This window comes from Pseudomonas sp. A125 (assembly GCF_055409485.1).
This window is the reverse complement of sequence record NZ_JBUZVP010000001.1, coordinates 192912-218948: the sequence shown is the minus strand read 5'-3', so window position 1 is coordinate 218948 and position 26037 is coordinate 192912. Positions and strand designations below refer to the sequence as shown.

Below are 26037 nucleotides of genomic sequence, written 5' to 3'. Positions count from 1 at the left end.
TACTGGTGCCATCACAACGATGCACTGGAGCCTGACGCCATGACCGCCGCCTGCCTGATGACCACTTATCAACCCTCGCCCCTGAGCTTTACCCGTGGCCTTGGCACGCGCCTGTGGGACCAGCAGGGCCGCGAATACCTGGACGCCGTGGCGGGCGTGGCGGTGACCAACGTCGGTCACTCCCACCCACGGCTGGTGGCGGCGATCAGCGAACAGGCCGGTTTGCTGCTGCACACCTCAAACCTCTACAGCATCGACTGGCAGCAACGTCTGGCCCAGCGCCTGGCCCAGCTTTCCGGCCTGGACCAGGCGTTTTTCAACAACTCCGGGGCCGAGGCCAACGAGACGGCACTTAAGCTGGCCCGGCTGCATGGCTGGAAAAAGGGCATCGAACAGCCGCTGGTGGTGGTGATGGAAAATGCCTTTCATGGGCGCACCCTGGGCACCCTGTCGGCCAGCGACGGGCCGTCGGTGCGGCTGGGGTTTCAAAAGTTACCCGGGGATTTTATCAAGGTCGGCTTCGGTGACATGGCTGCGCTGGAGGCGGTGACCCAGGAATTCGGCCCGCGCGTTGTCGCGGTGCTGCTGGAACCGATCCAGGGCGAAAGCGGCGTGCAAGTCGCGCCGCCGGGGTATCTGAAGGCCTTGCGCGAGCACTGCACCCGGCAAGGCTGGCTGTTGATGCTCGATGAAATCCAGACCGGGATCGGCCGCACGGGTCGCTGGTTTGCCTTTCAGCATGAGGGCATCGTGCCCGACGTGATGACGCTGGCCAAAGGCCTGGGCAATGGGGTGCCGATCGGCGCGTGCCTGGCCCGAACTGCCGTTGCGCAACTGTTTACTCCCGGCAGCCACGGCAGCACTTTTGGCGGCAACCCGCTGGCCTGTCGCGTGGGCTGTACGGTGTTGGAGATCATTGAAGAACAAGGCTTGCTGGACAACGCGGCGCAACAGGGCGAGCGCTTGCTGGCGCGCCTGCGGGTGGAGTTGAGCGAGCATCCACAGGTGCTGGCGATTCGTGGGCAGGGGCTGATGATCGGAATCGAGCTGGCGACGCCTCACCGCGACCTGGCCCAGCGTGCGGCCCACGAGCATGGCCTGCTGATCAACGTCACGCGGGGCAAGATCATTCGCCTGCTGCCGCCGCTGACCCTCGATGCCAAGGAAGTGGAGATGATCGTGCGGGCGCTGTGCCGCCTACTGGACTAGATCTCCCCATCCCCCGTAGTAGCAGCTGTCGAGCGCCAGCGAGGCTGCGTCGGCCGCACCTCGGTCTCGGGCCAGACTCGATGACGGTGGCGCTGGCGACGCAGCCTCGCTAAAGCTCGACAGCGGCTACGGGGCCGTTCAGCCATTCCTGGTTCAGGGTCTCGGTATCCCCCAGATAGTCGAGCAGCCAGGCCATGGCGGGCGACAGTTTATTTTGCGCCCAGGCCACGCACGATGGGCTGGCGGGGAAGGGCCGGGACAGTTGCAGGGCGCTCAACTCGCCGCGCTCGATCCACGGCTGCACCAGGTGCGCCGGTGCCATGCCGACGCACAGGCCATCGCGCAGGCAATCAATCGCCGAAGCCCAGTGCGGCACCACCAACCGGCGCTGGTTATCCAGGGTCCATGTGTCGCGCTTGGGCAGGTTGCGCGAGGTGTCGGTCATGCACAGGGAGGCAAAGGGCCTTAGTTGATCATCGTTGAGCAGGCCCTCTACCGCTGCCAGCGGGTGGCGGCTGCTGACCACGCACAACCAGTTCAACAGGCCCATGTCGCGAAAGGTAAATTGACTGGCCACCGGCACCGCGCTGGTGGCGCCGATCACGATGTCGGTCCGCTCGTCGGCCAGGGCATCCCACACACCGTTGTACACCTCGTAATCGAGCAGCAATTCCACCTCCGGGAACTGCCGGTAAAAATCCAGCACCAGTTGCCGGCAGCGCTGCTGTTTAACGATGGAATCCACCGCGACTTTCAACTGGCCGCTCCAACCATTGGCCACCTGCTGGCACAGCCGGCGAGTGCCAAGCATTTTTTTCATGACGCTGCGGGTTTCGTCGACGAACAATTTACCGGCGGGTGTCAGCTCCACGTCTCGGTGACGTCGGACAAACAGCGGTACCGCCAACCACTCCTCGATTTGGCGCACGGTGTAGCTGATGGCCGATGGCACGCGGTGCAGTTCCTGGGCGGCGGCGCTGAAGCTGCCGTGGCGGGCCACCGCATCCACGACATCGAGGGAATATTCAGACCACATGGGCGTTGCCTTCAAAAAAATTGATAAGAGACTCCAATTATTATCGCTTCACAGGGAAGCACTCAGCTTCATAATAGGCGCCAGTCAGCAAATAGTTTGATGGCAGGTTATACAAGGCTTCAATGAAAAATTCTTTTGGATTCACGTGGTACCTGGCGGGGTTGAGCATGCTCGGCTATCTGGCCATGGATATGTACTTGCCGGCGTTTGGCGCCATGGGCGAGCAATTGCAGATTTCTCCCGGCGCGGTGGGCGCGAGCCTGAGCATTTTCCTCGCCGGCTTCGCCGTGGGGCAGTTGTTGTGGGGGCCGCTTTCCGACCGGCTGGGGCGCAAGCCGATCCTGCTCACCGGCCTCTCTTTGTTTGTACTCGGTTGCCTGGGTATGTTCTGGGTCGAGACCGCACCGCAGCTGCTGGCCTTGCGTTTTGTGCAGGCGATTGGCGTGTGTTCCGCCGCCGTCAGCTGGCAGGCGCTGGTAATTGACCGCTACCCGGCAGACAAGGCGCATCGGGTTTTTGCCGGAATCATGCCGCTGATGTCGCTGTCACCGGCCCTCGCGCCACTGCTGGGGGCGTTGATGTTGAATCACTGGGGCTGGCAGGCAATTTTCGGCGTGTTATTGGTGGTGGCGCTGTTGCTACTGTTGCCGACATTGTTTCTCAAACCGCTGCCGAAACGCCTGACAACCGATGCAGAACCTTCCCGTCTCGGCTATGGGCAATTGCTTAAGTCGCGGGTGTTCACCGGCAACGTGATGATCTTTGCCGCGTGCTCGGCCAGTTTCTTCGCCTGGCTCACCGCTTCGCCGTTCATCCTCGGCGGCATGGGCTACAGCCCCAACGACATTGGCTTGAGCTACGTACTGCCAACTTTGTCGTTCCTGATCGGTGGCTACAGTTGCCGCAGCGCGTTGCAGCGGTTTCAGGGCAAGACCTTGTTGCCATGGCTGCTGCTGGCGTATTGCATCAGCATGGTGGCGCTGTATCTGGTTGCGACCATGACCGTGCCGACGCTCACCACCTTGCTGATTCCATTCTGCCTGATGGCGCTGGTCAACGGCGCCAGCTACCCGATCGTGGTGGCGAATGCACTGATGCCATTTGCGGAAAATTCCGGCAAGGCTGCGGCGTTGCAGAACACCTTGCAATTGGGCCTGTGCTTTCTCGCGAGCTTGGTCGTGTCGTCGATGATCGACCAGCCGCTGCTGATCACTGCGATCGTGATGCTGGCGACCGCGCCATTGGCCGTGTTGGGCTACTGGCTGGCGCGGCCGAAGGGGAGTGACTCGGAACTTGCACCTGCTTGATCTGATAATGCCGTCAAAGTGTAGGAGCTGGCTTGCCTGCGATGAGGGCGGCATATCCGACATCATTATTGGCTGACCCACCGCTATCGCAGGCAAGCCAGCTCCCACAGTTGATCGGCTTCCTTGAGCAAGCATGGGGGACTAGAACGTCACTTCCATGTTCACCGTCGGCGTGGAGGTGCGGCTGCCCCGGCCGCCGTCCACGCCGAACTTGTTATGCCAGTACTCGTAGCCCACGCCCAGATACAGGTTAGGCTTGACGCTCTTGCCTGGGCGCACCGCCACCATCAGCGCGGTGCGCATCAGGGTTTCCGGCGCGGTATCGCGGCCATGGAAGTCCTCGCCCTTTTCCCCGACGTGGTTGATAAACCCCTGGAACTTGGCCCCATGGCTGCCGATCTCGAAAGGCCGCATCCAGGTCAGGTTGACCATGTAAGTATCGTCGAAGGTGTGGTCGGGTTCTTTCGCACCAGGGATGCCTGAATGGTTGCGTTCCTTGTAGTACATCAAGCTCAGGTCCAGTACGCCCACGGTGTTGAACTTCAAGGTCGGGCCAATCACCAGCGCACGCTTTTTCGCCGACGCCAGGTTGTTGTTGCGGTTGGCGTCAAAGCCGAAGGTGAGGGCGTAATCCTTGATCACGCCGGTGCCCAGCGGCACATCGAACACCCGTGAGGCGTACAGCTGATGCCGGTACACGGCATACACTTCGCTGCCACCGTGGTCGGTGCCCTTGCGCGGGTCGCGGCTGTCGGACAGGAACACATCGAGGTTCAGGTAATTGCTGCCGTACTGGTAACCGCTGGCGTGGGTGAAGCTGTAGATGCGCTTGCTGAAGTCGTCCGGGTTGTTCGGATTGGTGAACTGTTGCCCGTAGCGAAATCCTACGCTGTTGTTCATCCATTCCAGCGCGACAGCCTCCCCGCCGCCGAACAGTGTGAGTAAAACGGTTGCGCCGTGCAGTGCCTTTTTCATTGTTTTAATTCCTTTGGCGTTTTGGCTCATGGCAACCGTGCAAGGGTCGCCGGGCGCAGTATCCGCACATCCGTTGTGGGTTCCAAAGAACAGAATCTCGCCTGGGGCGATGCCGAAACGGCAGCACTGAAGCTGGCCCGTGAGTCAGGAAATACGCGGTGTCCAGGGTGTTTCCTGATGTTCGCGCAGGCTGATTTCTTCACTGAGCAAATGGGCCATGGCTTGCACCGCCATCGGCAAGTCGCGGTCTTTGCGGGCGTACAAGCCGAGGTCGCTGAAGATCCCGCCCTGGTCGCTGAGCGGGATATGCAGCAGTTCGCCGCGGGCTAAATCCGCTTCAACGCCGATACGCGTCTGGAACGCGATGCCCAGTTGCTGGCGCGCCAATTGCCGGGCCAGTTCCATGGAGTTGCTGTGCAGCAGTGGCTTGTTCGCCGCCGCGGACCGCTTGTGCAGCGGCGCAATCAGGTGATGAACCGACAATTCACTCTTGGCCTGGATCACCCCGTGTTCGCAACAACGCGCGTAACTCACACTGGCCTCGCCGGCCAATGGATGCCCCGGCGCCATCAGCGCGCCCAGGCGGAAATGGCCGACACACACCTGGATGGTTTCGCTGCTGCGCGGTAAGGCAAAGGCCAGCCCCAGGTCAGCCTGGCCATTCACCACAGCACCAGGAATCGACTGCGAACCCTGCACCGTGACGCCAATCGTCACCTTCGGATAGCGCTCACGCATGCGCTTGAGGGCGGCGGGCAGCAGTTCCACGGTGGCACCTTCCACCGTGGCGATTTCCACATGGCCGGTCTGCACGCCGTTCAAGCCATCCAGTTCGCCGCGCACGCGCTCCACATCCTGCAACAGGAAGCTCACATGGCGGGTCAGGATTTCCCCGGCCGCAGTCAGGCGCAACCCGCCGGGCAAGCGCTCGAACAGTGCCGCGCCGACTTCATCTTCCAGCTTGAGAAGCTGCCGGTTCACCGCTGAAGAGGCCACGTTCAGGCGGCGCGCAGCTTCGCGGATCGAATGGCAGCGGCGAACCATGTCGAAGTAGTAAATCGCCGGAGCGTGAATGCGCAGCTTGCGATTGAGCATTTTTTTCAAGTCCTTGTGCGCAGCGCTCTAAGCCACGGGGCACGGCGGCTGAATGGATTTTTGTAACGGCGTTCATGGTTGTTTTGTGAAAGTGATTGTATACAACTCTATGGACATCCAATCTTTCTATTGCATACAGTGAGTGCACAACAAAAACAGAGAACCCCACCATGACTATCCCGAAGGCGTCACCGCAGCGGCCAGAAGATGAGAATCTCGGCGTCGCGGCCAACATGGCTTACGGCCTGCAGCATGTACTGACTATGTACGGCGGCATCGTGGCTGTGCCGTTGATCGTCGGCCAGGCGGCCGGGTTGTCGCCGGCCGATATTGGCCTGCTGATCGCCGCCTCGCTGTTTGCCGGTGGCCTGGCCACGCTGTTGCAAACCCTGGGCTTGCCGTTCTTCGGCTGCCAGTTACCGCTGGTGCAAGGGGTGTCCTTTGCCGGGGTGGCGACGATGGTGGCGATTGTTGGCAGCGACGGCGCGGGCGGTATTCCGGCGATTCTCGGTGCGGTGATGGCCGCCTCCCTGATCGGCTTGTTGATCACCCCGGTGTTCTCTCGAATAACCAAATTCTTCCCGCCGCTGGTCACCGGCATCGTGATCACCACCATCGGGCTGACCTTGATGCCGGTCGCCGCCCGCTGGGCCATGGGCGGCAACAGCCGCGCCGCGGATTTCGGCAGCATGCCGAACATCGGCCTGGCGGCGCTGACCCTGGCGCTGGTGTTGCTGTTGAGCAAGATCGGCAGTGCGACTATCTCGCGGCTGTCGATTTTGCTGGCGATGGTGATCGGTACGGTGATCGCGGTGTTCCTTGGCATGGCTGATTTCTCCAGCGTGACCCAGGGCCCGATGTTCGGCTTCCCTGCGCCATTCCATTTCGGCATGCCCACCTTCCACCTGGCAGCGATCATTTCCATGTGCATCGTGGTGATGGTAACGCTGGTGGAAACCTCGGCGGATATTCTCGCGGTGGGTGAAATCATCGACACCAAGGTCGACTCCAAACGCCTCGGCAATGGCCTGCGCGCCGACATGCTGTCGAGCATGTTTGCGCCAATTTTTGGCTCGTTCACCCAGAGTGCCTTCGCCCAGAACGTCGGTCTGGTGGCGGTAACCGGGGTCAAGAGTCGCTATGTGGTCGCCACCGGCGGGGTATTCCTGGTGATCCTCGGCCTGCTGCCGTTCATGGGCCGGGTGATTGCGGCGGTGCCGACTTCAGTGTTGGGCGGTGCCGGGATCGTGCTGTTCGGCACTGTGGCTGCCAGTGGTATCCGTACCTTGTCCAAGGTCGATTACCGCAACAACATGAACCTGATCATCGTCGCCACTTCCATCGGGTTTGGCATGATCCCGATTGCGGCACCGAGTTTCTATGACCACTTCCCAAGCTGGTTCGCGACCATTTTCCATTCGGGCATCAGTTCGTCGGCGATCATGGCCATCCTGCTGAACCTGGCGTTCAACCACTTCACCACCGGCAACTCGGACCAGCAGTCGGTGTTTGTCGCCGGGACCGAGCGCAGCTTGTGCTTCCAGGATGTAGCGGCGTTGCGGGATGGGGATTACTTCAGCGGCGGCAAGTTGTTTGATGCCGAGGGCAAGGAGATTCCATTGCTGGCTGATGTGCCGAAGAAAGCGGCGGTGCCGGGCAGGGCGCAGACCAGCGAGGTCTGAAGGAGCAGACGATCTTTGCGTAGCAGCTGTCGAGCCTTGGCGAGGCTGCGTCGGCGGTGTATCTGACACACCGCTACGCAGCCTCGCCAAGGCTCGACAGCTGCTACGGCTGGTTAGCCAGTCTTGAGTGCTTTGTGGGGCACGGAACAAGCCTCATCCAAAAACTGCACCACCGTGCCCATGCACGCCTGCCGCTCTTCAACATGGGGCATGTGGCTGGAGTCTTCGAACAGCGCCCAGCGCACATCGGCAATTTCATCCAGGAACGGCTTGACCACCAACGGGGTGGCCTCGTCATGCCGACCGGAAATCACCAGGGTTGGTACATTGACCTTCGACAGCCGGCCAATCACGTTCCAGTCTTTCAAACTGCCAATCACATGGAATTCGGTCGGGCCGCTCATGGCGTGATACACCGTGGGGTCTGCATCCACCTGGGCAAATGTGCGGGCGACTTCTTCCGGCCACGGATTGACCCGGCACACGTGCTGGTCATAGAAAATCCGCGAAGCGACCAGGTATTCAGGGTCTTGATAGGTGCCGGCCTGTTCGTGCTTGAGCAGGGTTTCGTGCACGCCTTCAGGCAATAATTTGCGCAGGCGGTTGGCTTCGCTGACCCAGGTACGCATGCAGGTTGGCGAGTTGGCCGGGATAAACGCACGCAAGCCCTCAGGTTGCAGGATCGCGTGCTCGCTGCCAAGCATGCCGCCCCAGGATTGCCCCAGGATGGCGTAGTTGTTGCTGATTTGCAGGTGGTCCAGCAGGTTGTCCAGTTCTTCCAAAAACAAGCCTACGGTCCAGAACGACGGGTCTTTGTCTGGCAGGTGCGTGGAGCGGCCGTTGCCCAGTTGGTCGTAGTGAATGACCGCGTGGCCACTGGCCGCAACGTCCTTGTAGGCGTCGACATAATCATGGGTACAACCCGGGCCGCCATGCAGGATGACCAGCGGCGTGAGGCCACTGTGCAGGTCGCCGGTTACCCGATACCAGGTTTGGTAGTCGCGAAAGGCCGCATAGCCTTCGCGGATTGTTTCGATGAATTCCATTTCGTGCCCTGCCCTGAGAAAAAGTGATCAGGTACACGATAGCCGGCACGCAACGTTTAAGTAACTAGCAAAACAGCTAGGTTTTTCCTTCGGATCAGTCTTCCAGTAGCCGGTAGTGGGTGGCGCGTACCACCGCTTGAACCCGGTTTTTGGCCCCCAGCTTGTGCATGGCTGACGCCAGGTGCAGGGTGACGACGGCCAGGGAACGGCTCAATTGCGTGGCAATTTCGGCGGCGGTCAGACCGTCGGCGGCCCATTTGAGGCATTCGCGCTCACGTTTGGTCAGGCGGATATGCGGGTAGGAGCGCAGTTCCTTACTGAATAGCGGGTAGGCAGCTTCCTGCAAGGCATGGGTGATCAGGCTGAATTCCGACAAGGTATGGCGGGCATCCTGTAATACCGTGCTGGCCTTGCCGGTACGCAAGCCGGTCAGTGAAGCGAAGCCGCCCCGGGGCAAGTGGATCGGCACGCTGACGCCGCAGGTCATCTGCCGGTCGTGCAGGTAGCTCGAAACGGGGGCGTGGCAGGGGTCGATGATCTTTTGCAGTGCGGTGTCGGCCTTGGCCTCGTAGGACCACACAAACGGAGAAACCGTAGACAGTGCCAGGTGTTGCACCGGGTCAATCTGATAAAACCCGGCGCTGCACCACAAGTTGTACCAGTCGGGCGGCGTATTGCGCAGTTGCAGCACAGACGGGGTGATCAGTGCACCATTATGGTCAATGGGAACGGGGGTGTAATCGTAGACCAACGCATCGAAACCCAGGTGCTGGGCCAATACGAGGGTGTTGTCCATCTGTTCATCCAGGCTCCTGCCGGGGATGAGACGGTCATTAAATGCAGTTAGCCTGGCCAGCATCCGTTCTGCTCCCGAATTCATTTGAATCTCGTCTTGCTGCAAGTAGAATGCCACGCCCCGGCGAAGGACTGCCAGACCAAACCTATAAGAATTACCAGGTTATGGACGCGCGGCATCCTCGGTAGTGTTGGCCTCTAAACGGCCACTCTCCACAGGGCCGACACACAACAAGGAATGTATGCATGTGGCGTGAAATTGCCCCCGACCAGCAGTACAACGTGCAAGTCGACGGCCACAACCTCGTGGCCTACAGCTTTGGCGAAGGCGATGAGGTGCTGCTGTGCCTCAATGGCGGCCCAGGGCTGCCTTGCGACTACTTGCGCGATGCTCATGGCTGGCTCAAGGAAAACGGCTTGCGAGTGGTTGCATTCGACCAGCTTGGCACCGGCGCATCAGCCAGGCCGACCGATGTTTCGCTGTGGGAAATCAGCCGATATGTCGAAGAAGTCGAAACCGTGCGCCAGGCCCTTGGCCTTGGCCGCGTGCACCTGCTGGGGCATTCCTGGGGTGGATGGCTGGGCATTGAATACGCCATTCACTACCCCGACGCGCTGAAAAGTCTGATCCTGGAAAACACCGTCGGCGACATTCCGCACCTGTCCCTGGAGCTGGAGCGCCTGCGCGGCGCCCTGGGCAGCGAAACCGTGGCGATGATGCAACGCCACGAAGCCATGGGCACCCTCGACCACCCGCAGTACCAGGCCGCCATCACCTTGCTCAACTACCGTCATGTCTGCCGCCTGGACGAGTGGCCGGCGCCGGTCCAGCGCTCCCTCGGCGACTGGAACATGGGGCCTTACGAAACCATGCAGGGCCCCAACGAATTCCTCTACATCGGCAACCTCAAGGACTGGAACCGCATCCCCGAGATGGCCGAGTTCAAGATGCCGATACTGATCACCACCGGCCAGCATGACGAACTCACCCCGGCCTGCGCCATGCGCATGAAAAGCGCAGCCAGGCATGCCGAGCTGCACGTGTTCCCCAACAGCAGCCATATGCCGTTTTACGAGGAGCCGCAGGCTTACTTCCCGGTGCTGCTGGACTTCCTTGCTCGTCACCGAGGCTGACGGATGAACCTGGCGCGTTACCGTTTCGTGCTGTCCCGGCCGCTGCAATTGCTGCCGGTGCTGTTTGGCATCAGCCTGATCACCTTTGTGCTGGTGCGCTCGATTCCCGGCGACCCGGCGCGGGCCCTGCTGGGTTCGCGCAGCACCCCGGATGCGTTGCTGAAGATCCGCGCCCAGTACGGCCTCGACCAACCACTGTGGTTGCAATATTTCTACTTCCTGAAAAACCTGCTCAAGGGCGATCTTGGCCAGTCGCTGCTGTACAAGGTCGACGCATTGAAGCTGATCGTCACCCGCATCGAGCCGACCCTGTTCCTGGTGCTGGGCAGTGTGCTGCTGGCGCTATTGATCGCGGTGCCGCTGGCCACCGTGGCCGCACGTAATAAAGGCGGCTGGGCGGATAACCTGGTCCGTCTGTTCACCACCGTCGGCCTGGGCATGCCGGCGTTCTGGCTGGGCTTGATGCTGATCCTGTTGTTCAGCGTGCAATGGGGCCTGTTCCCGGTCTCCGGTTATGGGCGCACCTGGCTGGACAAGGCGCACCACATGCTCCTGCCGTGCCTGACCATCGCCCTCGCGTTATCGGCGGTGCTGGTGCGCAACCTGCGGGCGAGCATGTTGATGGAATTGCAGGCCGACCACGTGACCGCTGCCCGGGCGCGGGGTTTGTCGGAGGCCGCTGTATTTCGTCGCCACGTGCTGCCCAATTCCCTGGTGCCGGCGGTCAACCTGTTGGCGGTGAACATTGGCTGGCTGATCAGCGGCACAGTGGTGATCGAAAGCCTGTTCGCGATTCCCGGCATCGGCCAGTTGCTGGTGCGCGGCATCTTCACCCGCGACTACATGGTGGTGCAGGGCGTGGCGATGGTGCTGGCCTGCGCAACCGTGCTGGTCAACTTTTTCGCCGACGTGGTGACGGTAGCGCTGGACCCACGAGTGAAGATGCAATGAGCACGCGCCCATTGATTGCCCCGTGGCGCTTGCGCCTGCGCTTTGGATTTCGCAACGGCCGACTGACTGCGGCCTGGGGCCTGTTGATTCTGCTGATATGGCTGGCGCTGGCGCTGTTCGCCCCCTGGGTCGCACCCTTTGATCCGATTGCGCAAAACACCGACATCAGTTTATTGGGCCCCAGCCTGGCCCATCCATTTGGCACGGATAACTACGGCCGCGACATTCTTTCGAGGGTGATCTGGGGCGCCCGCATCGACCTGCAACTGGCGGTGGTCGGGGTGATCTTTCCATTCCTGATCGGCACCTTTGTCGGCGCGGTGTCCGGTTATATCGGCGGGCGTTTCGACAGCTTCTGCATGCGGGTCATCGACGTGATTCTCGCGTTTCCGTTCCTGGTGCTGATGCTGGCGATCATGGCCATCCTCGGCCCGGGCTTGAAGAGCTTCTATATCGCCATGGCGCTGGTGGGCTGGGTGTCTTACGCGCGGCTGATTCGTTCGCAAATCCTGGTACTCAAGGAAAGCGACTTCGCCCTGGCCGCCAAAAGCCTGGGTTTTGGCCATGGGCGCATTCTGTTCCGGCATTTGTTGCCCAACGCGATGTTCGGCTCGATTGTGTTCTCGATGTCTGACGCGGTGCTGGTGCTGCTCAACGGCGCGGCGGTCAGCTACCTCGGCCTGGGTGTACAGCCGCCGACCGCCGAGTGGGGCACCATGGTCGCCGAAGGCCAGGCATTTATCACCACGGCCTGGTGGATTTGCACCTTCCCGGGCCTGGCCATCGTGACCCTGGCCATGGGCTTCAGCCTGCTGGCCGATGGTGTGGCGCACGTGTTGGGGGATCGCTCATGAGCCTGTTACAGGTGCGAGACCTGAGCGTGATCGCCAATAACACCGGGCGCGACGTGACGTTGGTGGACCGGGTGTCTTTCGACCTGGCCGAAGGTGAAATCCTCGGCCTGGTAGGTGAAAGCGGTTCGGGCAAGACCATGGCCTGTCGCGGGCTGATGCGGTTGCTGCCGTCCCCGAGCTTGCGGGTGCAGGGTGGCTCGGTACGCTTGGCGGGCCAGGAGCTTCTGGAGCTGGATGATGCCGGCATGCGCGCGGTGCGCGGCGGGCAACTCGGGATGATTTTCCAGAATCCCAGCAGCCACCTCGACCCGCTGATGCGCATTGGCGATCAGATCGCCGAAGGCATCCGCCTGCACCAGGGCGCGTCGAAAAAGGAGGCGCGCCGGCAAGCCATCGAGGTGTTGCGCCAGGTTGGCATTCCCGATCCCACAGCGCGTGTCGACAATTATCCCCATGAGTTTTCCGGCGGCATGCGCCAGAGGGCGATGATCGCTGTGGCCCTGGGTTGCAACCCCCACGTGCTGATCGCCGACGAGCCGACCACCGCCCTCGACGTCACCGTGCAGGCCCAGATCCTGCGCCTGTTGCTGGACCTGCGGGACCAGCGCGGCCTGTCGATCATCATGATCACCCACGACCTGGGCGTGGTGGCGCAAACCTGTGACTCCATTGCCGTGATGTACGCCGGCCGCCTGTGCGAGCACGGCAGCAAATACGAGCTGCTGGCGCATCCGCAACACCCGTACACCGCCGGCCTCATCGAGTGCCAGCCCGCCACCAGCAGCGGCCACGCCTTGTTGCGCACCATCGTCGGGCAACCGCCGTTGCTCGATGCATTGCCCAAAGGCTGCCGGTTCAACCCGCGTTGCCCGCAGGTCGGCCCCTTGTGCACCGAACTGTTGCCGGAAGGCGCACGGGTTGCCTGCCACTATCCCTTGGGAGTTCGCCCATGACGTTGCTACAGGTGAATGACCTTGAGGTGCGTTTCGCCGCCGCCGGCAGCGGCCTGTTCGGCCTGAATAAACAGTGGGTGAGGGCGGTCAACGGCGTGTCGTTGACCCTGGCTGCCGGTGAAACCCTCGGTTTGGTGGGTGAGTCCGGCAGCGGCAAAAGCACGCTGGGGCGGGCGATCCTGCACCTCAACCCGATCAGCGCCGGGCAGGTGGTGTTCGACGGCATCGACATGGCCCACGCCGGGCCGGTCGACATCGCGCGTTTGCGGCACGAGACGGCAATGATCTTCCAGGATCCCTACGCCGCCCTGAACCCGCGCCTTACCGTCGGCGAAACGATTGCCGAAGTCCTGCGGGTGCAGCGCAAGGTGCCGTCAGAACATATCCCGCGCCGGGTCGACGAGTTACTCGACCTGGTAGGCCTGCGCCCCGAACTCGCCAGCCGCAAGCCCGGCTCCCTCAGCGGTGGCCAGTGCCAGCGCGTCGGCATCGCCCGGGCGCTGGCGGTTGAGCCCCGGCTGATCATCGCCGATGAATGCGTAGCCGCCTTGGACGTGTCGATCCAGGGCCAAATCATCAACCTGCTGCTGGAACTGCAACAGCGCATGAACCTGGCGATCCTGTTTATCGCCCACGACCTGGCCATCGTCCGTCGCCTGTGCGACCGAGTGGCGGTGATGTACCTGGGGAAAATCGTCGAGGAAGGCCCGGTGGAAGCGGTCTTCATGGCCCCGCGCCACCCGTATACGGCAGCGTTGATCCAGGCGATCCCGGAGATTGACCCGTACCGCCCGCTGCCCAGCGAACCGTTGCCGGGCGAGCCGCCGAGCCCGCTGAAATTGCCCAAAGGTTGCGCGTTTCACCCGCGTTGCCGGTATGCACGCGCCGTGTGTGCCGAAGCATTGCCGCCGACTCAGTTTGTGCAAACGCATCGGTACAGTTGCGTGCTTGAAGAACCTTTGCTTTGAACCCTTCCTGCCGATCATGAACAACCGCCGTTATAGACAAGGAGTTATGACATGCAATCCCGTCACTTGAAGTTGCTCGCCGCCGCCACACTCACCGCGTGGTCGCTGACCGCGGGTATCGCCCAGGCTGCTGGTGTACTCACCATCGGCTGCCGCGAAGACAGCACCACCTTTGACCCGATCAAAAGCGCGCAGAACCGCGATACCTGGGTGTTCGCCAACGTCTACGACACCCTGGTGCGCGTGGATAACCTGGGCACCAGGATGGAGCCGGGGCTGGCAGAAAGCTGGGACATTTCCAAGGACGGCCTGACGTACACCTTCAAACTGCGTGCCGCGAAGTTCTCGGATGGCTCGCCGATCACCGCAGACGACGCCGCGTTCAGCCTGTTGCGCATCCGCGACAACAAGGCCTCGCTGTGGAGCGACCCGTTCAGCCTGATCAACACCGCCAAGGCCAGCGACCCGCAAACCCTGGTGGTGACGCTGAAAACTCCAGCGGTGGCCTTCCTCTCGCAACTCGCCTCGCCGACCGTATCGATCCTGTCGGAAAAGGCCATGACCAAAATGGGCGAGGATGCCTACTCGGAAAACCCGGTGACCTCCGGCGCGTTTACCGTGGACGAGTGGCGCAAAGGGGACCGGGTGATTTTGAAGAAGAACCCGAACTTCTGGCAGGCCGGCAAGGTGAGCCTGGATGGCGTGGAGTGGGTGTCGGTGACCGACGACAATACGCGCATGCGCATGGTGCAGAACAACGAACTGGACACGGCGATCTTCGTGCCGTTCTCCCGGGTTGAAGAGCTGAAAAAAGACAAGAACGTGGTGGTGCACTCCGACCCGTCGACCCGTGAAGATCACCTGTTGATCAACCACGCTCACGGCCTGCTGGCCAAGCCGCAAGTGCGCCAGGCGCTGGACATGGCCATCGATAAACAATCGCTGGTGAAAACCGCCACCTTCGGCCAAGGCACTGTGGCTTATTCCTACATTCCAAAAGGCTCGCTGTACCACTACGCCAACAACCTGCAGCGTCCGTATGACCCCACCGAAGCCAAGAAACTGTTGGCCGCTGCCGGTGCCCAGGACTTGAAACTCAACTACGTGGTCAACGCCGGCAACGAAGCCGACGAGCAGATTGCGGTGATGATCAAGGACCAGTTGGCCAAGGTCGGCGTCACGGCCAACCTGCAAAAGGTCGACCCGACTCAAAGCTGGCAGATGCTGGTGGACGGCGACTACGATATTTCGGTGATGTACTGGACCAACGACATCCTCGACCCGGATCAGAAGACCACCTTCGTCTTGGGCCACGACACCAACCAGAACTACATGACCCGTTACAAGAACGACAAGGTCAAGGACCTGGTGGCGGCCGCGCGGATCGAGGCCGACCCTGTCAAGCGTGAGCAGATGTACGTCGACCTGCAGAAAATGGCGAAACAGGATGTGAACTGGATCGACCTGTACTACAGCCCGTACATCAACATCTCACGCAAGAACGTCAGCAACTTCCTGCAAAACCCGTTGGGGCGCTTCACGCTTGAGGACGTGGTGAAAAACTAAGCGTTGTAAACCCAATGTGGGGCCAGCCCTTTAATGTGTGGCCAGCCCTTTTGTGGTGAGCGGGCTTGCCCCGCGCTGGGCTGCGAAGCAGCCCTGAAGCCGGTCACCTCATTCTGTCTGAAAGCATGCGGTGTCTTTATTGGGGCTGCTTCGCATCCCAGCGCGGGGCAAGCCCGCTCACCACGAAAGCCAGTGTTTGTTATTGCGCGTCAAATGCCTGCCCGTTGATACCGGTACTGTCAGGGCCCATCAGGTACAGGTACACCGGCATGATTTCTTCCGGTGTCGGGTTATCGGCGGGGTTCTCGCCTGGATACGCCTGGGCCCGCATGCTGGTGCGGGTAGCGCCCGGGTTGATGCTGTTGGCGCGCACCGGTGCGACGTTATCCAGCTCGTCCGCCAGGGTTTGCATCAGGCCTTCGGTAGCAAACTTCGACACCCCGTACGCACCCCAATAAGCACGGCCCTTGCGGCCCACGCTGCTGGAGGTGAACACCACCGACGCATCCTGTGACAGCTTGAGCAGCGGTAACAATGTGCTGGTCAGCATGAACATCGCGTTGACGTTCACGTGCATCACCCGCATGAAGTTCTCACCCGACAACTGTTCGATCGGCGTGCGCGGGCCGATGATCGAAGCGTTGTGCAGCAGGCCGTCGAGGTGGCCGAATGCCTTTTCGATCATCGCTGCCAACTCATCGTATTGATGGGGCAGGGCGGTTTCCAGGTTGAACGGGATCACCACGGGCTGTGGCTGGCCGGCGGCTTCGATTTCGTCATAGACCTGCGCCAGGTTGGCTTCGGTCTTGCCCAGCAACAGCACGGTGGCGCCATGGGCGGCATAGGTTTTTGCCGCCGCTGCGCCGATCCCGCGACCGGCGCCGGTGACCAGGATGACCCGGCCCTTGAGCAGTTCTGGACGTGCGGAGTAATCAAACATAAACAACCTCGACAAAGTTCACAGAAAATCCATGTGATTGATTGCGGCTAAGGCTGGCTAAGGCTTCTGTGGCGAGGGAGCTTGCTCCCGTTGGGTTGCGAAGCAGCCCCGGTTTTTCGCGACTGCTGCGCAGTCGAACGGGAGCAAGCTCCCCTGCCACAAAGTTGCATCAGCCTCAAGCATTCCCGATCAGCAGCTGCACAGCGCGCTATCCAACACTTTGCGCAGTTCCAGCGGGTGATCCACCACCACGTCCGCACCCCAGTTACGCGGGTTGTCGTCCGGGTGGATGTAGCCGTAGGTGACCGCGGCGGTGCGGGTGCCGGCGTCGCGGCCCGACTCGATGTCCCGCAGGTCATCACCTACGAACAACACGCTGGCCGGGTCCAGGTCGAGCATCTTGCACGCCAGGATCAACGGTTCCGGGTCCGGCTTGCTGTTCTTCACGTGGTCCGGGCAGATCAGCAGCGCAGAGCGTTGCGCCAGGCCCAGTTGCTGCATGATCGGTTCGGCAAAGCGCAGTGGCTTGTTGGTGACCACGCCCCACACCAGCCTGGACTTCTCGATATCTACCAGCAGCTCTTCCATGCCGTCGAACAGCTTGCTGTGGATCGCACAACCCTTGAGGTAACGCTCCAGGAACTCCTGGCGCAGTTCTTCAAAGCCTGGGGACTCGGGGTCCATCGAAAAAGTCACGGCGACCATTGCCCGGGCGCCGCCGGAGATTTCATCGCGGATGTGCTGGTCGTTTATCGGCGCCAGGCCGCGGTCAGCCCGCATGGCCTGGCAGATGGCGATAAAGTCTGGCGCGGTGTCCAGCAGGGTACCGTCCATGTCGAAAAGAACCGCTTGCAACTTCACAGGCTTACTCCTCGCGCAGGGTCTGGATCATGTAGTTGACGTCAACGTCGCTGGCCAGCTTGTAGTGCTTGGTCAGCGGGTTGTAGGTCAAACCGATGATGTCCTTGACGGTCAGCCCGGCCTGGCGGCTCCAGGCACCCAGCTCGGAAGGGCGGATGAATTTCTTGAAGTCGTGGGTGCCGCGCGGCAGCAGCTTCATGATGTATTCGGCGCCGATGATCGCGAACAGGTAGGCCTTGGGGTTGCGGTTGATGGTGGAGAAGAACACCTGGCCGCCGGGCTTGACCATGCTAAAGCAGGCGCGGATCACCGAGGACGGGTCGGGCACGTGCTCGAGCATTTCCAGGCAAGTGACCACGTCGAACTGGCCGGGCATTTCTTCGGCCAGGTCTTCGGCGGTGATCTGCCGGTATTCGACGCTCACGCCCGACTCCAGCTGGTGCAGCTGGGCCACGGCCAGTGGCGCTTCGCCCATGTCGATGCCCATCACGGTGGCGCCGCGCTGGGCCATGGATTCGCTGAGAATCCCGCCGCCGCAACCCACGTCCAGTACCTTCTTGCCGGCCAGGTTGACGCGCTCGTCAATCCAGTTGACCCGCAGCGGGTTGATGTCATGCAGGGGTTTGAACTCGCTTTCGCGGTCCCACCAGCGATGGGCGAGGGCTTCGAATTTGGCGATTTCAGCGTGGTCGACGTTGCTCATGGGGAATCCTCTAAATCTGATAAAACGTTTTTGCCGGTCCTGGCATGCACTGCCAGGGCGGGCGTTATTCGGTGTGTCCGCTGATGCGCTGGCCCCAGGCGATGGCCGTGGCGCACAACTGTTGTTCATCCAGGCGGGTCAGTTGCCGGTCGTCGAGCAATTGCTTGCCGCCGACCCAAAGGTGTTTCACACAATCACGTCCGGTGGCATATATAAGCTGTGAGACCGGATCGTAGATGGGTTGTTGCGCCAGGCCCGACAAGTCAAAGGCCACGAGGTCGGCAGCCTTGCCGACTTCCAGCGAGCCGATTTGACTTTCCAGGCCCATGGCCCGGGCGCCGTTGAGGGTGGCCATGCGCAATGCGCGATGGGCATCCAGGGCGGTGGCCGAGCCAGCGACGGCCTTGGCCAGCAACGCGGCGGTGCGGGTTTCGCCCAGCAGGTCGAGGTCATTGTTACTGGCGGCGCCGTCGGTGCCTACTGCCACATTGACGCCGGCTTGCCACAGGCGCTCTACCGGGCAGAAGCCGCTGGCCAGTTTCAGGTTGGATTCCGGGCAGTGGATCACGCTGGTATTACTTTCTACCAGTAAAGCCAGGTCGTCATCGCTGATTTGGGTCATGTGAACGGCCTGGAAGCGCGGCCCCAGCAAGCCGAGGCGGCCAAGCCGTGCCAGCGGGCGCTCACCGTGCTGCTCAACGGACTGCTGCACTTCGAAGGCGGTTTCATGTACGTGCATGTGGATCGAGGCGTCCAGCTCCTCGGTAATCACCCGGATTTTTTCCAGGTTTTCGTCGCACACGGTGTACGGCGCGTGGGGGCCGAAGGTGATTTTGATCCGCGGGTGATGCTTGAGGTCGCCGAACAGCTCGACGCCCTGGCGAATCGCCTCGTCGGCGTCAGCGGCACCAGGAATCGGGAAATCCAGGATCGGGATGGCGATTTGTGCACGCATGCCACTGTTGTGCACGCGTTCGCTGGCGACTTTCGGGAAGAAGTACATGTCCGAGAAACACGTGATGCCGCCCTTTATCTGTTCGGCGATCGCCAGGTCCGTGCCGTCGCGCACGAAGGCCTCGTCGACCCATTTGGCCTCGGCGGGCCAGATGTGGTTTTCCAGCCAGGTCATCAGCGGCAGGTCGTCGGCCAGGCCGCGAAACAGTGTCATGGCCGCGTGGCCGTGGGCGTTGATCAGGCCGGGGCTGAGGAGCATGCCCGGCAGCTCACGCACTTCGCTCGCTGCGAGCTTCAAGGCCGCGGCGCGTGGGCCGATAAACGCAATGCGCCCGTCACGAATGCCCAGGCCGTGCTCCTTGAGCACTACACCGGCAGGCTCGACAGGTACCAGCCAGGTGGGCAGCAGTAATAAGTCGAGCGGGGCGGCAGTCGGCGTCATCGAGGGCAGTTTCCCAGGCATCTATAAAGAACGGCGAAGTATACCCGAGCGTCCTGGCTGGCGGATCGCTATAATCGGCGGCTTTTGTTCATGAGTGCGGGGTGAGGGATGCGCGATCGACTGTTGGCTGCGGAGAAAGTGAAGGCCATCGAGTGGTGTGATGGCGCACTGTACCTGCTCGATCAGCGTGTGTTGCCGTCTGCAGAAACCTGGATGGCCTGCACCAGCGCCGCCGAGGTGGCCGAGGCCATTCGCTCGATGGTGGTGCGCGGTGCGCCGGCCATTGGTATCAGTGCCGCATATGGCCTGGTGCTGGCCGCCCGTGCGCGCATCGCCGAGGGTGATGACTGGCAGGCCTCCTGGGAAGAGGACTACGCGCTGCTGGCGGATACCCGTCCGACGGCGTCGAACCTTTTCTGGGCCATGAAACGCATGCGCGATTGTCTGGATCGCCTCAAGAAACACGCTGACCCGTTGAAGGTGCTGGAGGCCGAGGCGGTGGCGATTCACCAGAGTGATCGTGAAGCCAACCTGACCATGGCGCAGTTGGGGGTGGAACTGATCCGCAAGCACCAGGGCAACGTCCAGGCGATCCTGACCCATGGTAACGCGGGTGCACTGGCCACCGGCGGCGTCGGCACGGCGCTGGGTGTGATTCGCGCAGCATTTCTGGAGGGCATGGTAGAGCGGGTCTACGCCAACGAGACCCGGCCTTGGCTGCAAGGCTCGCGGTTGACGGCCTGGGAGCTGGCCGGCGAGGGAATTCCGGTCACCGTGAATGCCGACTCGGCTGGCGCGCACATTCTCAAGACCAAAGGCGTGACCTGGGTGATTGTCGGCGCCGACTGTATTACGGCCAACGGTGATGTGGTCAGCAAGATCGGCACTTATCAGTTGGCGGTGTGCGCCATGCATCACGGTGTGCGCTTCATGGTGGTGGCGCCCAGTTCCACCATCGACATGATGGCAACCAGTGGTGATGACGTGCCGCTCGAAGAGCGCGACATCCAGGAGCTGCTGGAAGTCGGCGGCACCCGTGTCGCCGCCGACGTAGACGCCTTCAACCCGGTGTTTGACGTGACGCCAGCAGACCTGATTGATGTGATCGTCACCGAAAAAGGCATCGTCGAGCGCCCCGACACGGCGAAGATGGCGCAATTGATGTGCCGTAAACGCCTGCATTAAGGCTATTTACCCGCAAAAAACGCCTTGGAACCGGCTCTAAGGCCCTCTCGTCGCCGTCAAGCCTGTCGTCCGTCAACTTACTATGCTCCATGCTCATCAGGGGGATAGGTGCGTGGCGGCGATTGTGATAACATTCGGCGGTTTCCAGGGTCACCTCAAGGGGTAACCTTTAATGCGCAGATCCGTGTCATAACTCGTTGATTTGTCGTAAGTCGTTGCCAGGCACCATGCCGGTAGCGGCGAGCTTCGTTCGTCCCATATGGATGTGACGAGGTTTCACCCGAAAAAGGAATCAGGCTTCTCATGGGCGAACTGGCCAAAGAAATCCTCCCGGTCAATATCGAAGACGAGCTGAAACAGTCCTACCTCGACTACGCGATGAGCGTGATTGTCGGGCGGGCACTGCCTGATGCGCGCGATGGCTTGAAGCCCGTGCACAGGCGTGTGCTGTTCGCAATGAGCGAGCTGGGTAACGACTGGAACAAGCCGTACAAGAAATCTGCCCGTGTTGTCGGTGACGTGATCGGTAAGTATCACCCTCACGGCGACACTGCGGTGTACGACACCATCGTTCGGATGGCCCAGCCGTTTTCCCTGCGCTACCTGCTGGTAGACGGCCAGGGCAACTTCGGCTCGGTCGACGGCGACAACGCCGCGGCCATGCGATACACCGAAGTGCGCATGACCAAGCTGGCGCACGAGTTGCTGGCTGACCTGCACAAAGAAACCGTGGACTGGGTGCCGAACTACGACGGCACCGAAATGATCCCGGCGGTCATGCCAACCCGTATTCCCAACCTGCTGGTCAACGGCTCCAGCGGTATCGCCGTGGGCATGGCCACCAACATCCCGCCACACAACCTCGGTGAAGTCATCGACGGTTGCCTGGCCCTCATCGACAACCCTGAGTTGACCATCGATGAGCTGATGCAATACATCCCCGGCCCAGACTTCCCGACGGCCGCGATCATCAACGGTCGCGCCGGCATCATCGAAGCCTACCGCACCGGTCGTGGGCGCATTTACATGCGCGCCCGCTCGATGATCGAAGACATCGACAAGGTCGGTGGCCGTCAGCAGATCGTCATCACCGAACTGCCTTACCAGTTGAACAAGGCGCGTCTGATCGAGAAGATCGCCGAGCTGGTTAAAGAGAAGAAGCTGGAAGGCATCACCGAACTGCGCGACGAGTCTGACAAAGACGGTATGCGGGTGGTGATCGAGCTGCGTCGTGGCGAAGTGCCTGAGGTGATCCTCAACAACCTCTACGCCCAGACCCAGCTGCAAAGCGTGTTTGGTATCAACGTAGTAGCGCTGATCGACGGTCGCCCGCGCATCCTGAACCTCAAGGACCTGCTGGAAGCCTTCGTGCGTCACCGCCGCGAAGTGGTAACCCGCCGTACAGTGTTCGAACTGCGCAAGGCCCGCGAGCGCGGCCACATCCTGGAAGGCCAGGCGGTTGCGCTGTCGAACATCGACCCGGTCATCGCCCTGATCAAGGCCTCGCCGACTCCGTCGGAAGCCAAAGAAGCCCTGATCAAGATGCCGTGGGAATCCAGCGCCGTAGTGGCGATGGTTGAGCGTGCCGGTGCCGATTCGTGCCGTCCGGAGACCCTGGACCCACAATACGGCCTGCGCGACGGCAAGTATTTCCTGTCCCCGGAACAGGCCCAGGCCATCCTGGAGCTGCGTCTGCACCGCCTGACCGGCCTGGAGCACGAAAAACTGCTGGCCGAGTACCAGGAGATTCTCAACCAGATCGGCGAGCTGATCCGCATCCTCAACAGCGCTGTGCGCCTGATGGAAGTGATCCGCGAAGAGCTGGAAGTGATCCGCGCCGAATACGGCGACGTGCGCCGCACCGAGATTCTCGATGCCCGTCTCGACCTGACCCTGGGTGACATGATCCCGGAAGAAGATCGCGTCGTGACCATCTCCCACGGTGGCTATGCCAAGACCCAGCCATTGGCTGCGTACCAGGCCCAGCGTCGTGGCGGTAAAGGCAAATCGGCTACCGGCGTCAAGGATGAGGACTACATCGCTCACCTGCTGGTTGCCAACAGCCACACCACGCTGCTGCTGTTCTCCAGCAAGGGCAAGGTGTACTGGCTGAAAACCTACGAAATCCCGGAAGCCTCCCGCGCTGCCCGTGGTCGTCCGTTGGTCAACCTGCTGCCGCTGGACAGTGATGAATACATCACCACCATGCTGCCGGTAGACGAGTACACCGAAGGTCACTTCATCTTCATGGCCACTGCCATGGGCACCGTGAAGAAGACCCCGCTGGAATCTTTCAGCCGCCAACGCAGCGTGGGCCTCATCGCCCTGGAACTGGACGAAGGCGACGTATTGATCAGCGCGGCCATCACCGATGGCGAGCGTGAAGTCATGCTGTTCTCCGACGGCGGCAAGGTCACGCGCTTTAAGGAATCCGACGTTCGCGCCATGGGCCGTACCGCCCGCGGTGTGCGCGGCATGCGCCTGCCAGAAGGGCAGAAGCTGATTTCGATGCTGATCCCGGAAGAAGGCAGCGAGATCCTCACTGCTTCGGCCCGTGGCTACGGCAAGCGTACCGCTATCAGCGAATTCCCTGAGTACAAGCGTGGCGGCCAGGGCGTTATCGCCATGGTCAGCAACGACCGCAACGGCCGCCTGGTCGGTGCGGTGCAGGTGCTGGATGGCGAGGAAATCATGCTGATTTCCGACCAGGGCACCTTGGTGCGTACCCGAGTTGATGAAGTGTCGAGCCTGGGTCGTAACACCCAGGGTGTGACCTTGATCAAACTGGCCAGCGACGAGACGTTGGTAGGCCTGGAGCGTGTCCAGGAACCATCGGAAGTCGAAGGCGAGGAGCTGGAAGGCGAAGAGGTTGAGGGCGAGGTGATCGCCGCTGGTGATGACGCCGTCGACGAGCCAACACTCGACGCTGCTGCAGACGAAGAAGAACCGCAGGAATAAGCGGACACACAGGGGGCGGATGAAGATTCGCCCCCTTGTTGTTTGTCCCTTATGAAACAACACGTCCTCGGCCTGGACGCGATCAGTGTGGGAGCTGGCTTGCCTGCGATACGGGCGCCTCGGTCATTCAGTGATACCGCGGCGCGGCTATCGCAGGCAAGCCAGCTCCCACAGATGTACGCTCCAGGCAGAGGTTGTGGCCAAATATGATTGCAGCCCCACCAAATCAAAGTGAGATTGGATGTGAGCAAGAGAGCCTATAACTTCTGTGCCGGTCCCGCGGCGCTTCCTGAAGCAGTCCTGCAGCGTGCGCAGGGTGAACTCCTCGACTGGCATGGAAAAGGCCTCTCCGTGATGGAAATGAGCCATCGCAGCGATGAGTTCGTGTCCATTGCCACCAAGGCCGAGCAGGATATGCGCGACTTGCTGGGCATTCCGTCCGACTACAAAGTGCTGTTCCTGCAGGGTGGTGCGAGCCAGCAGTTCGCCCAGATTCCATTGAACCTGCTGCCGGAAGACGGCACTGCCGACTATATCGACACCGGTATCTGGGGCCAGAAGGCCATTGAAGAAGCCTCTCGTTATGGTCACGTCAACGTGGCGGGCACGGCCAAGCCTTACGACTACTTCGCCATTCCCGGTCAGAACGAGTGGAAACTCTCGAAAGACGCGGCCTATGTTCACTATGTAGCGAACGAAACCATCGGCGGCCTGGAGTTCGACTGGGTGCCGGAGGTGGGTGATGTACCGCTGGTGTGCGACATGTCTTCGGACATCCTGTCGCGCCCTATCGATGTATCCAGGTACGGCATGATCTACGCCGGCGCGCAGAAGAACATCGGCCCGAGCGGCATCGTGGTCAACATCATCCGTGAAGACCTGTTGGGTCGCGCCCGCTCGGTGTGCCCGACCATGCTCAATTACAAGGTCGCGGCCGATAACGGCTCGATGTACAACACCCCGCCGGCGTTCGCCTGGTACCTGTCGGGCCTGGTGTTCGAATGGCTGAAAGAGCAGGGCGGTGTGGCTGCCATGGGCAAGCTCAACGAAGAGAAGAAACGTACCCTGTACGACTTCATCGACGCGAGCGGCCTGTACAGCAACCCGATCAACCTGACGGACCGCTCGTGGATGAACGTGCCGTTCCGCCTGGCGGATGACCGCCTGGACAAGCCATTCCTGGCTGGCGCCGACGAGCGCGGCTTGTTGAACCTCAAGGGCCACCGTTCGGTAGGTGGCATGCGCGCCTCCATCTATAACGCTGTCGATATCCACGCCGTCAAGGCGCTGGTGGCTTACATGGCAGAGTTCGAAAAGGAACACGGCTAATGTCTGAGCAAGAACTCAAGGCTCTGCGCGTACGCATTGACAGCCTGGACGAGAAAGTCCTGGAGCTGATCAGTGAGCGCGCGCGGTGCGCCCAGGAAGTTGCACGGGTGAAAATGGCCTCCCTGGCTGAAGGCGAAGTGCCGGTGTTCTACCGTCCGGAGCGTGAGGCCCAAGTGCTCAAGCGCGTGATGGAGCGTAACAAGGGGCCGTTGGGCAACGAAGAGATGGCGCGGTTGTTCCGCGAAATCATGTCTTCGTGCCTGGCACTGGAGCAGCCGCTGAAAGTGGCTTACCTGGGCCCTGAAGGCACTTTCACTCAAGCCGCCGCCATGAAGCACTTTGGCCACGCCGTAATCAGCAAGCCAATGGCTGCGATCGACGAAGTGTTCCGTGAAGTGGCCGCTGGTGCGGTGAATTTTGGCGTGGTGCCGGTAGAAAACTCCACCGAAGGCGCGGTCAACCACACCCTCGACAGCTTCCTTGAGCACGACATGGTGATCTGCGGCGAAGTCGAGCTGCGTATCCACCACCACCTGCTGGTGGGCGAAAACACCAAGACCGACAGCATCAGTCGCATCTACTCCCACGCCCAGTCCCTGGCCCAGTGCCGCAAGTGGCTGGACGCGCACTACCCGAACGTGGAGCGCGTGGCGGTGTCGAGCAACGCCGAAGCGGCAAAGCGGGTCAAGGGCGAGTGGAATTCGGCGGCAATTGCCGGTGATATGGCCGCTGGCCTGTACGGCCTGACGCGCCTGGCCGAGAAAATCGAGGATCGCCCGGATAACTCCACGCGCTTCTTGATGATCGGCAGCCAGGAAGTGCCGCCGACCGGCGACGACAAGACATCGATCATCGTCTCCATGAGCAACAAGCCCGGCGCGCTGCATGAGCTGCTGGTGCCGTTCCACGACAACGGGATTGACCTGACGCGAATCGAGACTCGTCCTTCGCGCAGCGGTAAATGGACTTATGTGTTCTTTATCGATTTCGTCGGCCACCACCGTGACCCGCTGGTCAAGGGTGTGCTCGAGAAAATCAGTCAGGAAGCCGTGGCACTCAAGGTGCTGGGCTCTTACCCGAAAGCGGTTTTGTGA

At 61.3% G+C, this 26037-nt stretch carries 22 protein-coding genes; 13 read left to right on the top strand and 9 right to left on the bottom strand.

The genetic code is table 11. From position 1 onward, the window contains the following. Positions 1–39: 39 nt before the first annotated feature. Positions 40–1209 carry an acetylornithine/succinylornithine family transaminase gene (locus ACZRN6_RS01040; protein WP_464007023.1) on the top strand — a complete coding sequence of 390 codons (1170 nt, stop codon included), beginning with the start codon at positions 40–42 and terminating at the stop codon, positions 1207–1209. 109 nt (positions 1210–1318) lie between these two features. Here the strand turns inward: ACZRN6_RS01040 and punR are convergent, their stop codons facing one another. Continuing rightward, entirely contained in the window at positions 1319–2245 is a 927-nt protein-coding gene (punR, locus tag ACZRN6_RS01035) for a DNA-binding transcriptional activator PunR (RefSeq protein WP_323570967.1), read from the bottom strand. Between the two features lie 122 nt (positions 2246–2367). On the opposite strand from punR, the gene punC reads away from it, so the two are divergent. Next, entirely contained in the window at positions 2368–3552 is a 1185-nt protein-coding gene (gene punC / locus ACZRN6_RS01030) for a purine nucleoside transporter PunC (RefSeq protein WP_322144012.1), read from the top strand. 141 nt (positions 3553–3693) lie between these two features. Here punC and ACZRN6_RS01025 read toward each other — a convergent pair whose 3' ends face one another. Continuing rightward, a complete protein-coding gene (locus ACZRN6_RS01025; protein ID WP_322144013.1) occupies positions 3694–4527 on the bottom strand; it encodes a nucleoside-binding protein in 834 nt (277 codons plus the stop codon). 144 nt (positions 4528–4671) lie between these two features. Continuing rightward, positions 4672–5622, bottom strand: coding sequence for a LysR family transcriptional regulator (locus tag ACZRN6_RS01020; protein ID WP_464007022.1), 951 nt, complete (start codon positions 5620–5622; stop codon positions 4672–4674). Positions 5623–5792: 170 nt separating this feature from the next. Between ACZRN6_RS01020 and ACZRN6_RS01015 the strand changes: the two genes are divergently transcribed. Beyond that, entirely contained in the window at positions 5793–7304 is a 1512-nt protein-coding gene (locus ACZRN6_RS01015; protein WP_322144015.1) for a nucleobase:cation symporter-2 family protein, read from the top strand. 113 nt (positions 7305–7417) lie between these two features. Here ACZRN6_RS01015 and ACZRN6_RS01010 read toward each other — a convergent pair whose 3' ends face one another. Together ACZRN6_RS01010 and ACZRN6_RS01005 are read right to left on the bottom strand one after the other, a co-directional pair. Beyond that, entirely contained in the window at positions 7418–8350 is a 933-nt protein-coding gene (locus ACZRN6_RS01010) for a proline iminopeptidase-family hydrolase (RefSeq protein ID WP_322144016.1), read from the bottom strand. Positions 8351–8444: 94 nt separating this feature from the next. Next, the gene (locus ACZRN6_RS01005; RefSeq protein WP_464007161.1) at positions 8445–9209 is read right to left on the bottom strand and encodes a LuxR family transcriptional regulator; all 765 of its coding nucleotides are present in this window, start codon (positions 9207–9209) and stop codon (positions 8445–8447) included. A 182-nt stretch (positions 9210–9391) separates the two neighbouring features. On the opposite strand from ACZRN6_RS01005, the gene ACZRN6_RS01000 reads away from it, so the two are divergent. The 6 genes from ACZRN6_RS01000 to ACZRN6_RS00975 are packed head-to-tail and all read left to right on the top strand — an operon-like array spanning position 9392 to position 15571. Further along, a complete protein-coding gene (locus ACZRN6_RS01000) occupies positions 9392–10279 on the top strand; it encodes a proline iminopeptidase-family hydrolase (protein WP_322144017.1) in 888 nt (295 codons plus the stop codon). Between the two features lie 3 nt (positions 10280–10282). Further along, on the top strand, positions 10283–11230 hold the full coding sequence (locus ACZRN6_RS00995; protein WP_322144018.1) for an ABC transporter permease: 948 nt from the start codon (positions 10283–10285) through the stop codon (positions 11228–11230). Continuing rightward, positions 11227–12084 carry an ABC transporter permease gene (locus ACZRN6_RS00990; protein WP_322144019.1) on the top strand — a complete coding sequence of 286 codons (858 nt, stop codon included), beginning with the start codon at positions 11227–11229 and terminating at the stop codon, positions 12082–12084. Before ACZRN6_RS00995 ends, ACZRN6_RS00990 begins: the two co-directional genes overlap by 4 nt. Continuing rightward, on the top strand, positions 12081–13037 hold the full coding sequence (locus tag ACZRN6_RS00985; RefSeq protein ID WP_464007021.1) for an ABC transporter ATP-binding protein: 957 nt from the start codon (positions 12081–12083) through the stop codon (positions 13035–13037). Before ACZRN6_RS00990 ends, ACZRN6_RS00985 begins: the two co-directional genes overlap by 4 nt. Beyond that, complete coding sequence (locus ACZRN6_RS00980) at positions 13034–14005, top strand: ABC transporter ATP-binding protein (RefSeq protein ID WP_464007020.1); 972 nt, start codon at positions 13034–13036, stop codon at positions 14003–14005. The genes ACZRN6_RS00985 and ACZRN6_RS00980 overlap by 4 nt, the downstream gene beginning before the upstream one ends. Before the next feature lie 51 nt (positions 14006–14056). Continuing rightward, entirely contained in the window at positions 14057–15571 is a 1515-nt protein-coding gene (locus ACZRN6_RS00975) for an ABC transporter substrate-binding protein (RefSeq protein ID WP_464007019.1), read from the top strand. A 199-nt stretch (positions 15572–15770) separates the two neighbouring features. On the opposite strand, the gene ACZRN6_RS00970 is transcribed toward ACZRN6_RS00975, so the two are convergent. From ACZRN6_RS00970 to ACZRN6_RS00955, 4 genes are all read right to left on the bottom strand, one after another. Then, positions 15771–16511 (bottom strand): YciK family oxidoreductase, encoded by a 741-nt coding sequence (locus ACZRN6_RS00970; protein ID WP_322144023.1) that lies wholly within the window; start codon positions 16509–16511, stop codon positions 15771–15773. Positions 16512–16700: 189 nt separating this feature from the next. Then, a complete protein-coding gene (gene mupP, locus ACZRN6_RS00965; RefSeq protein ID WP_322144024.1) occupies positions 16701–17372 on the bottom strand; it encodes an N-acetylmuramic acid 6-phosphate phosphatase MupP in 672 nt (223 codons plus the stop codon). A 4-nt stretch (positions 17373–17376) separates the two neighbouring features. Next, positions 17377–18075, bottom strand: coding sequence for a bifunctional 2-polyprenyl-6-hydroxyphenol methylase/3-demethylubiquinol 3-O-methyltransferase UbiG (ubiG, locus tag ACZRN6_RS00960; protein ID WP_464007018.1), 699 nt, complete (start codon positions 18073–18075; stop codon positions 17377–17379). A 64-nt stretch (positions 18076–18139) separates the two neighbouring features. Next, the gene (locus tag ACZRN6_RS00955) at positions 18140–19471 is read right to left on the bottom strand and encodes a TRZ/ATZ family hydrolase (protein ID WP_464007017.1); all 1332 of its coding nucleotides are present in this window, start codon (positions 19469–19471) and stop codon (positions 18140–18142) included. Positions 19472–19579: 108 nt separating this feature from the next. On the opposite strand from ACZRN6_RS00955, the gene mtnA reads away from it, so the two are divergent. The 4 genes from mtnA (at position 19580) to pheA (ending at position 26037) form a co-directional block, all read left to right on the top strand. Further along, positions 19580–20656, top strand: a complete 1077-nt coding sequence (gene mtnA / locus ACZRN6_RS00950; protein WP_464007016.1) for an S-methyl-5-thioribose-1-phosphate isomerase — start codon at positions 19580–19582, stop codon at positions 20654–20656. A 303-nt stretch (positions 20657–20959) separates the two neighbouring features. Then, positions 20960–23614, top strand: a complete 2655-nt coding sequence (gyrA, locus tag ACZRN6_RS00945) for a DNA gyrase subunit A (protein WP_464007015.1) — start codon at positions 20960–20962, stop codon at positions 23612–23614. A gap of 243 nt (positions 23615–23857) precedes the next feature. Continuing rightward, on the top strand, positions 23858–24943 hold the full coding sequence (gene serC, locus ACZRN6_RS00940) for a 3-phosphoserine/phosphohydroxythreonine transaminase (protein WP_322144029.1): 1086 nt from the start codon (positions 23858–23860) through the stop codon (positions 24941–24943). Beyond that, the gene (gene pheA / locus ACZRN6_RS00935) at positions 24943–26037 is read left to right on the top strand and encodes a prephenate dehydratase (protein ID WP_003218812.1); all 1095 of its coding nucleotides are present in this window, start codon (positions 24943–24945) and stop codon (positions 26035–26037) included. The genes serC and pheA overlap by 1 nt, the downstream gene beginning before the upstream one ends.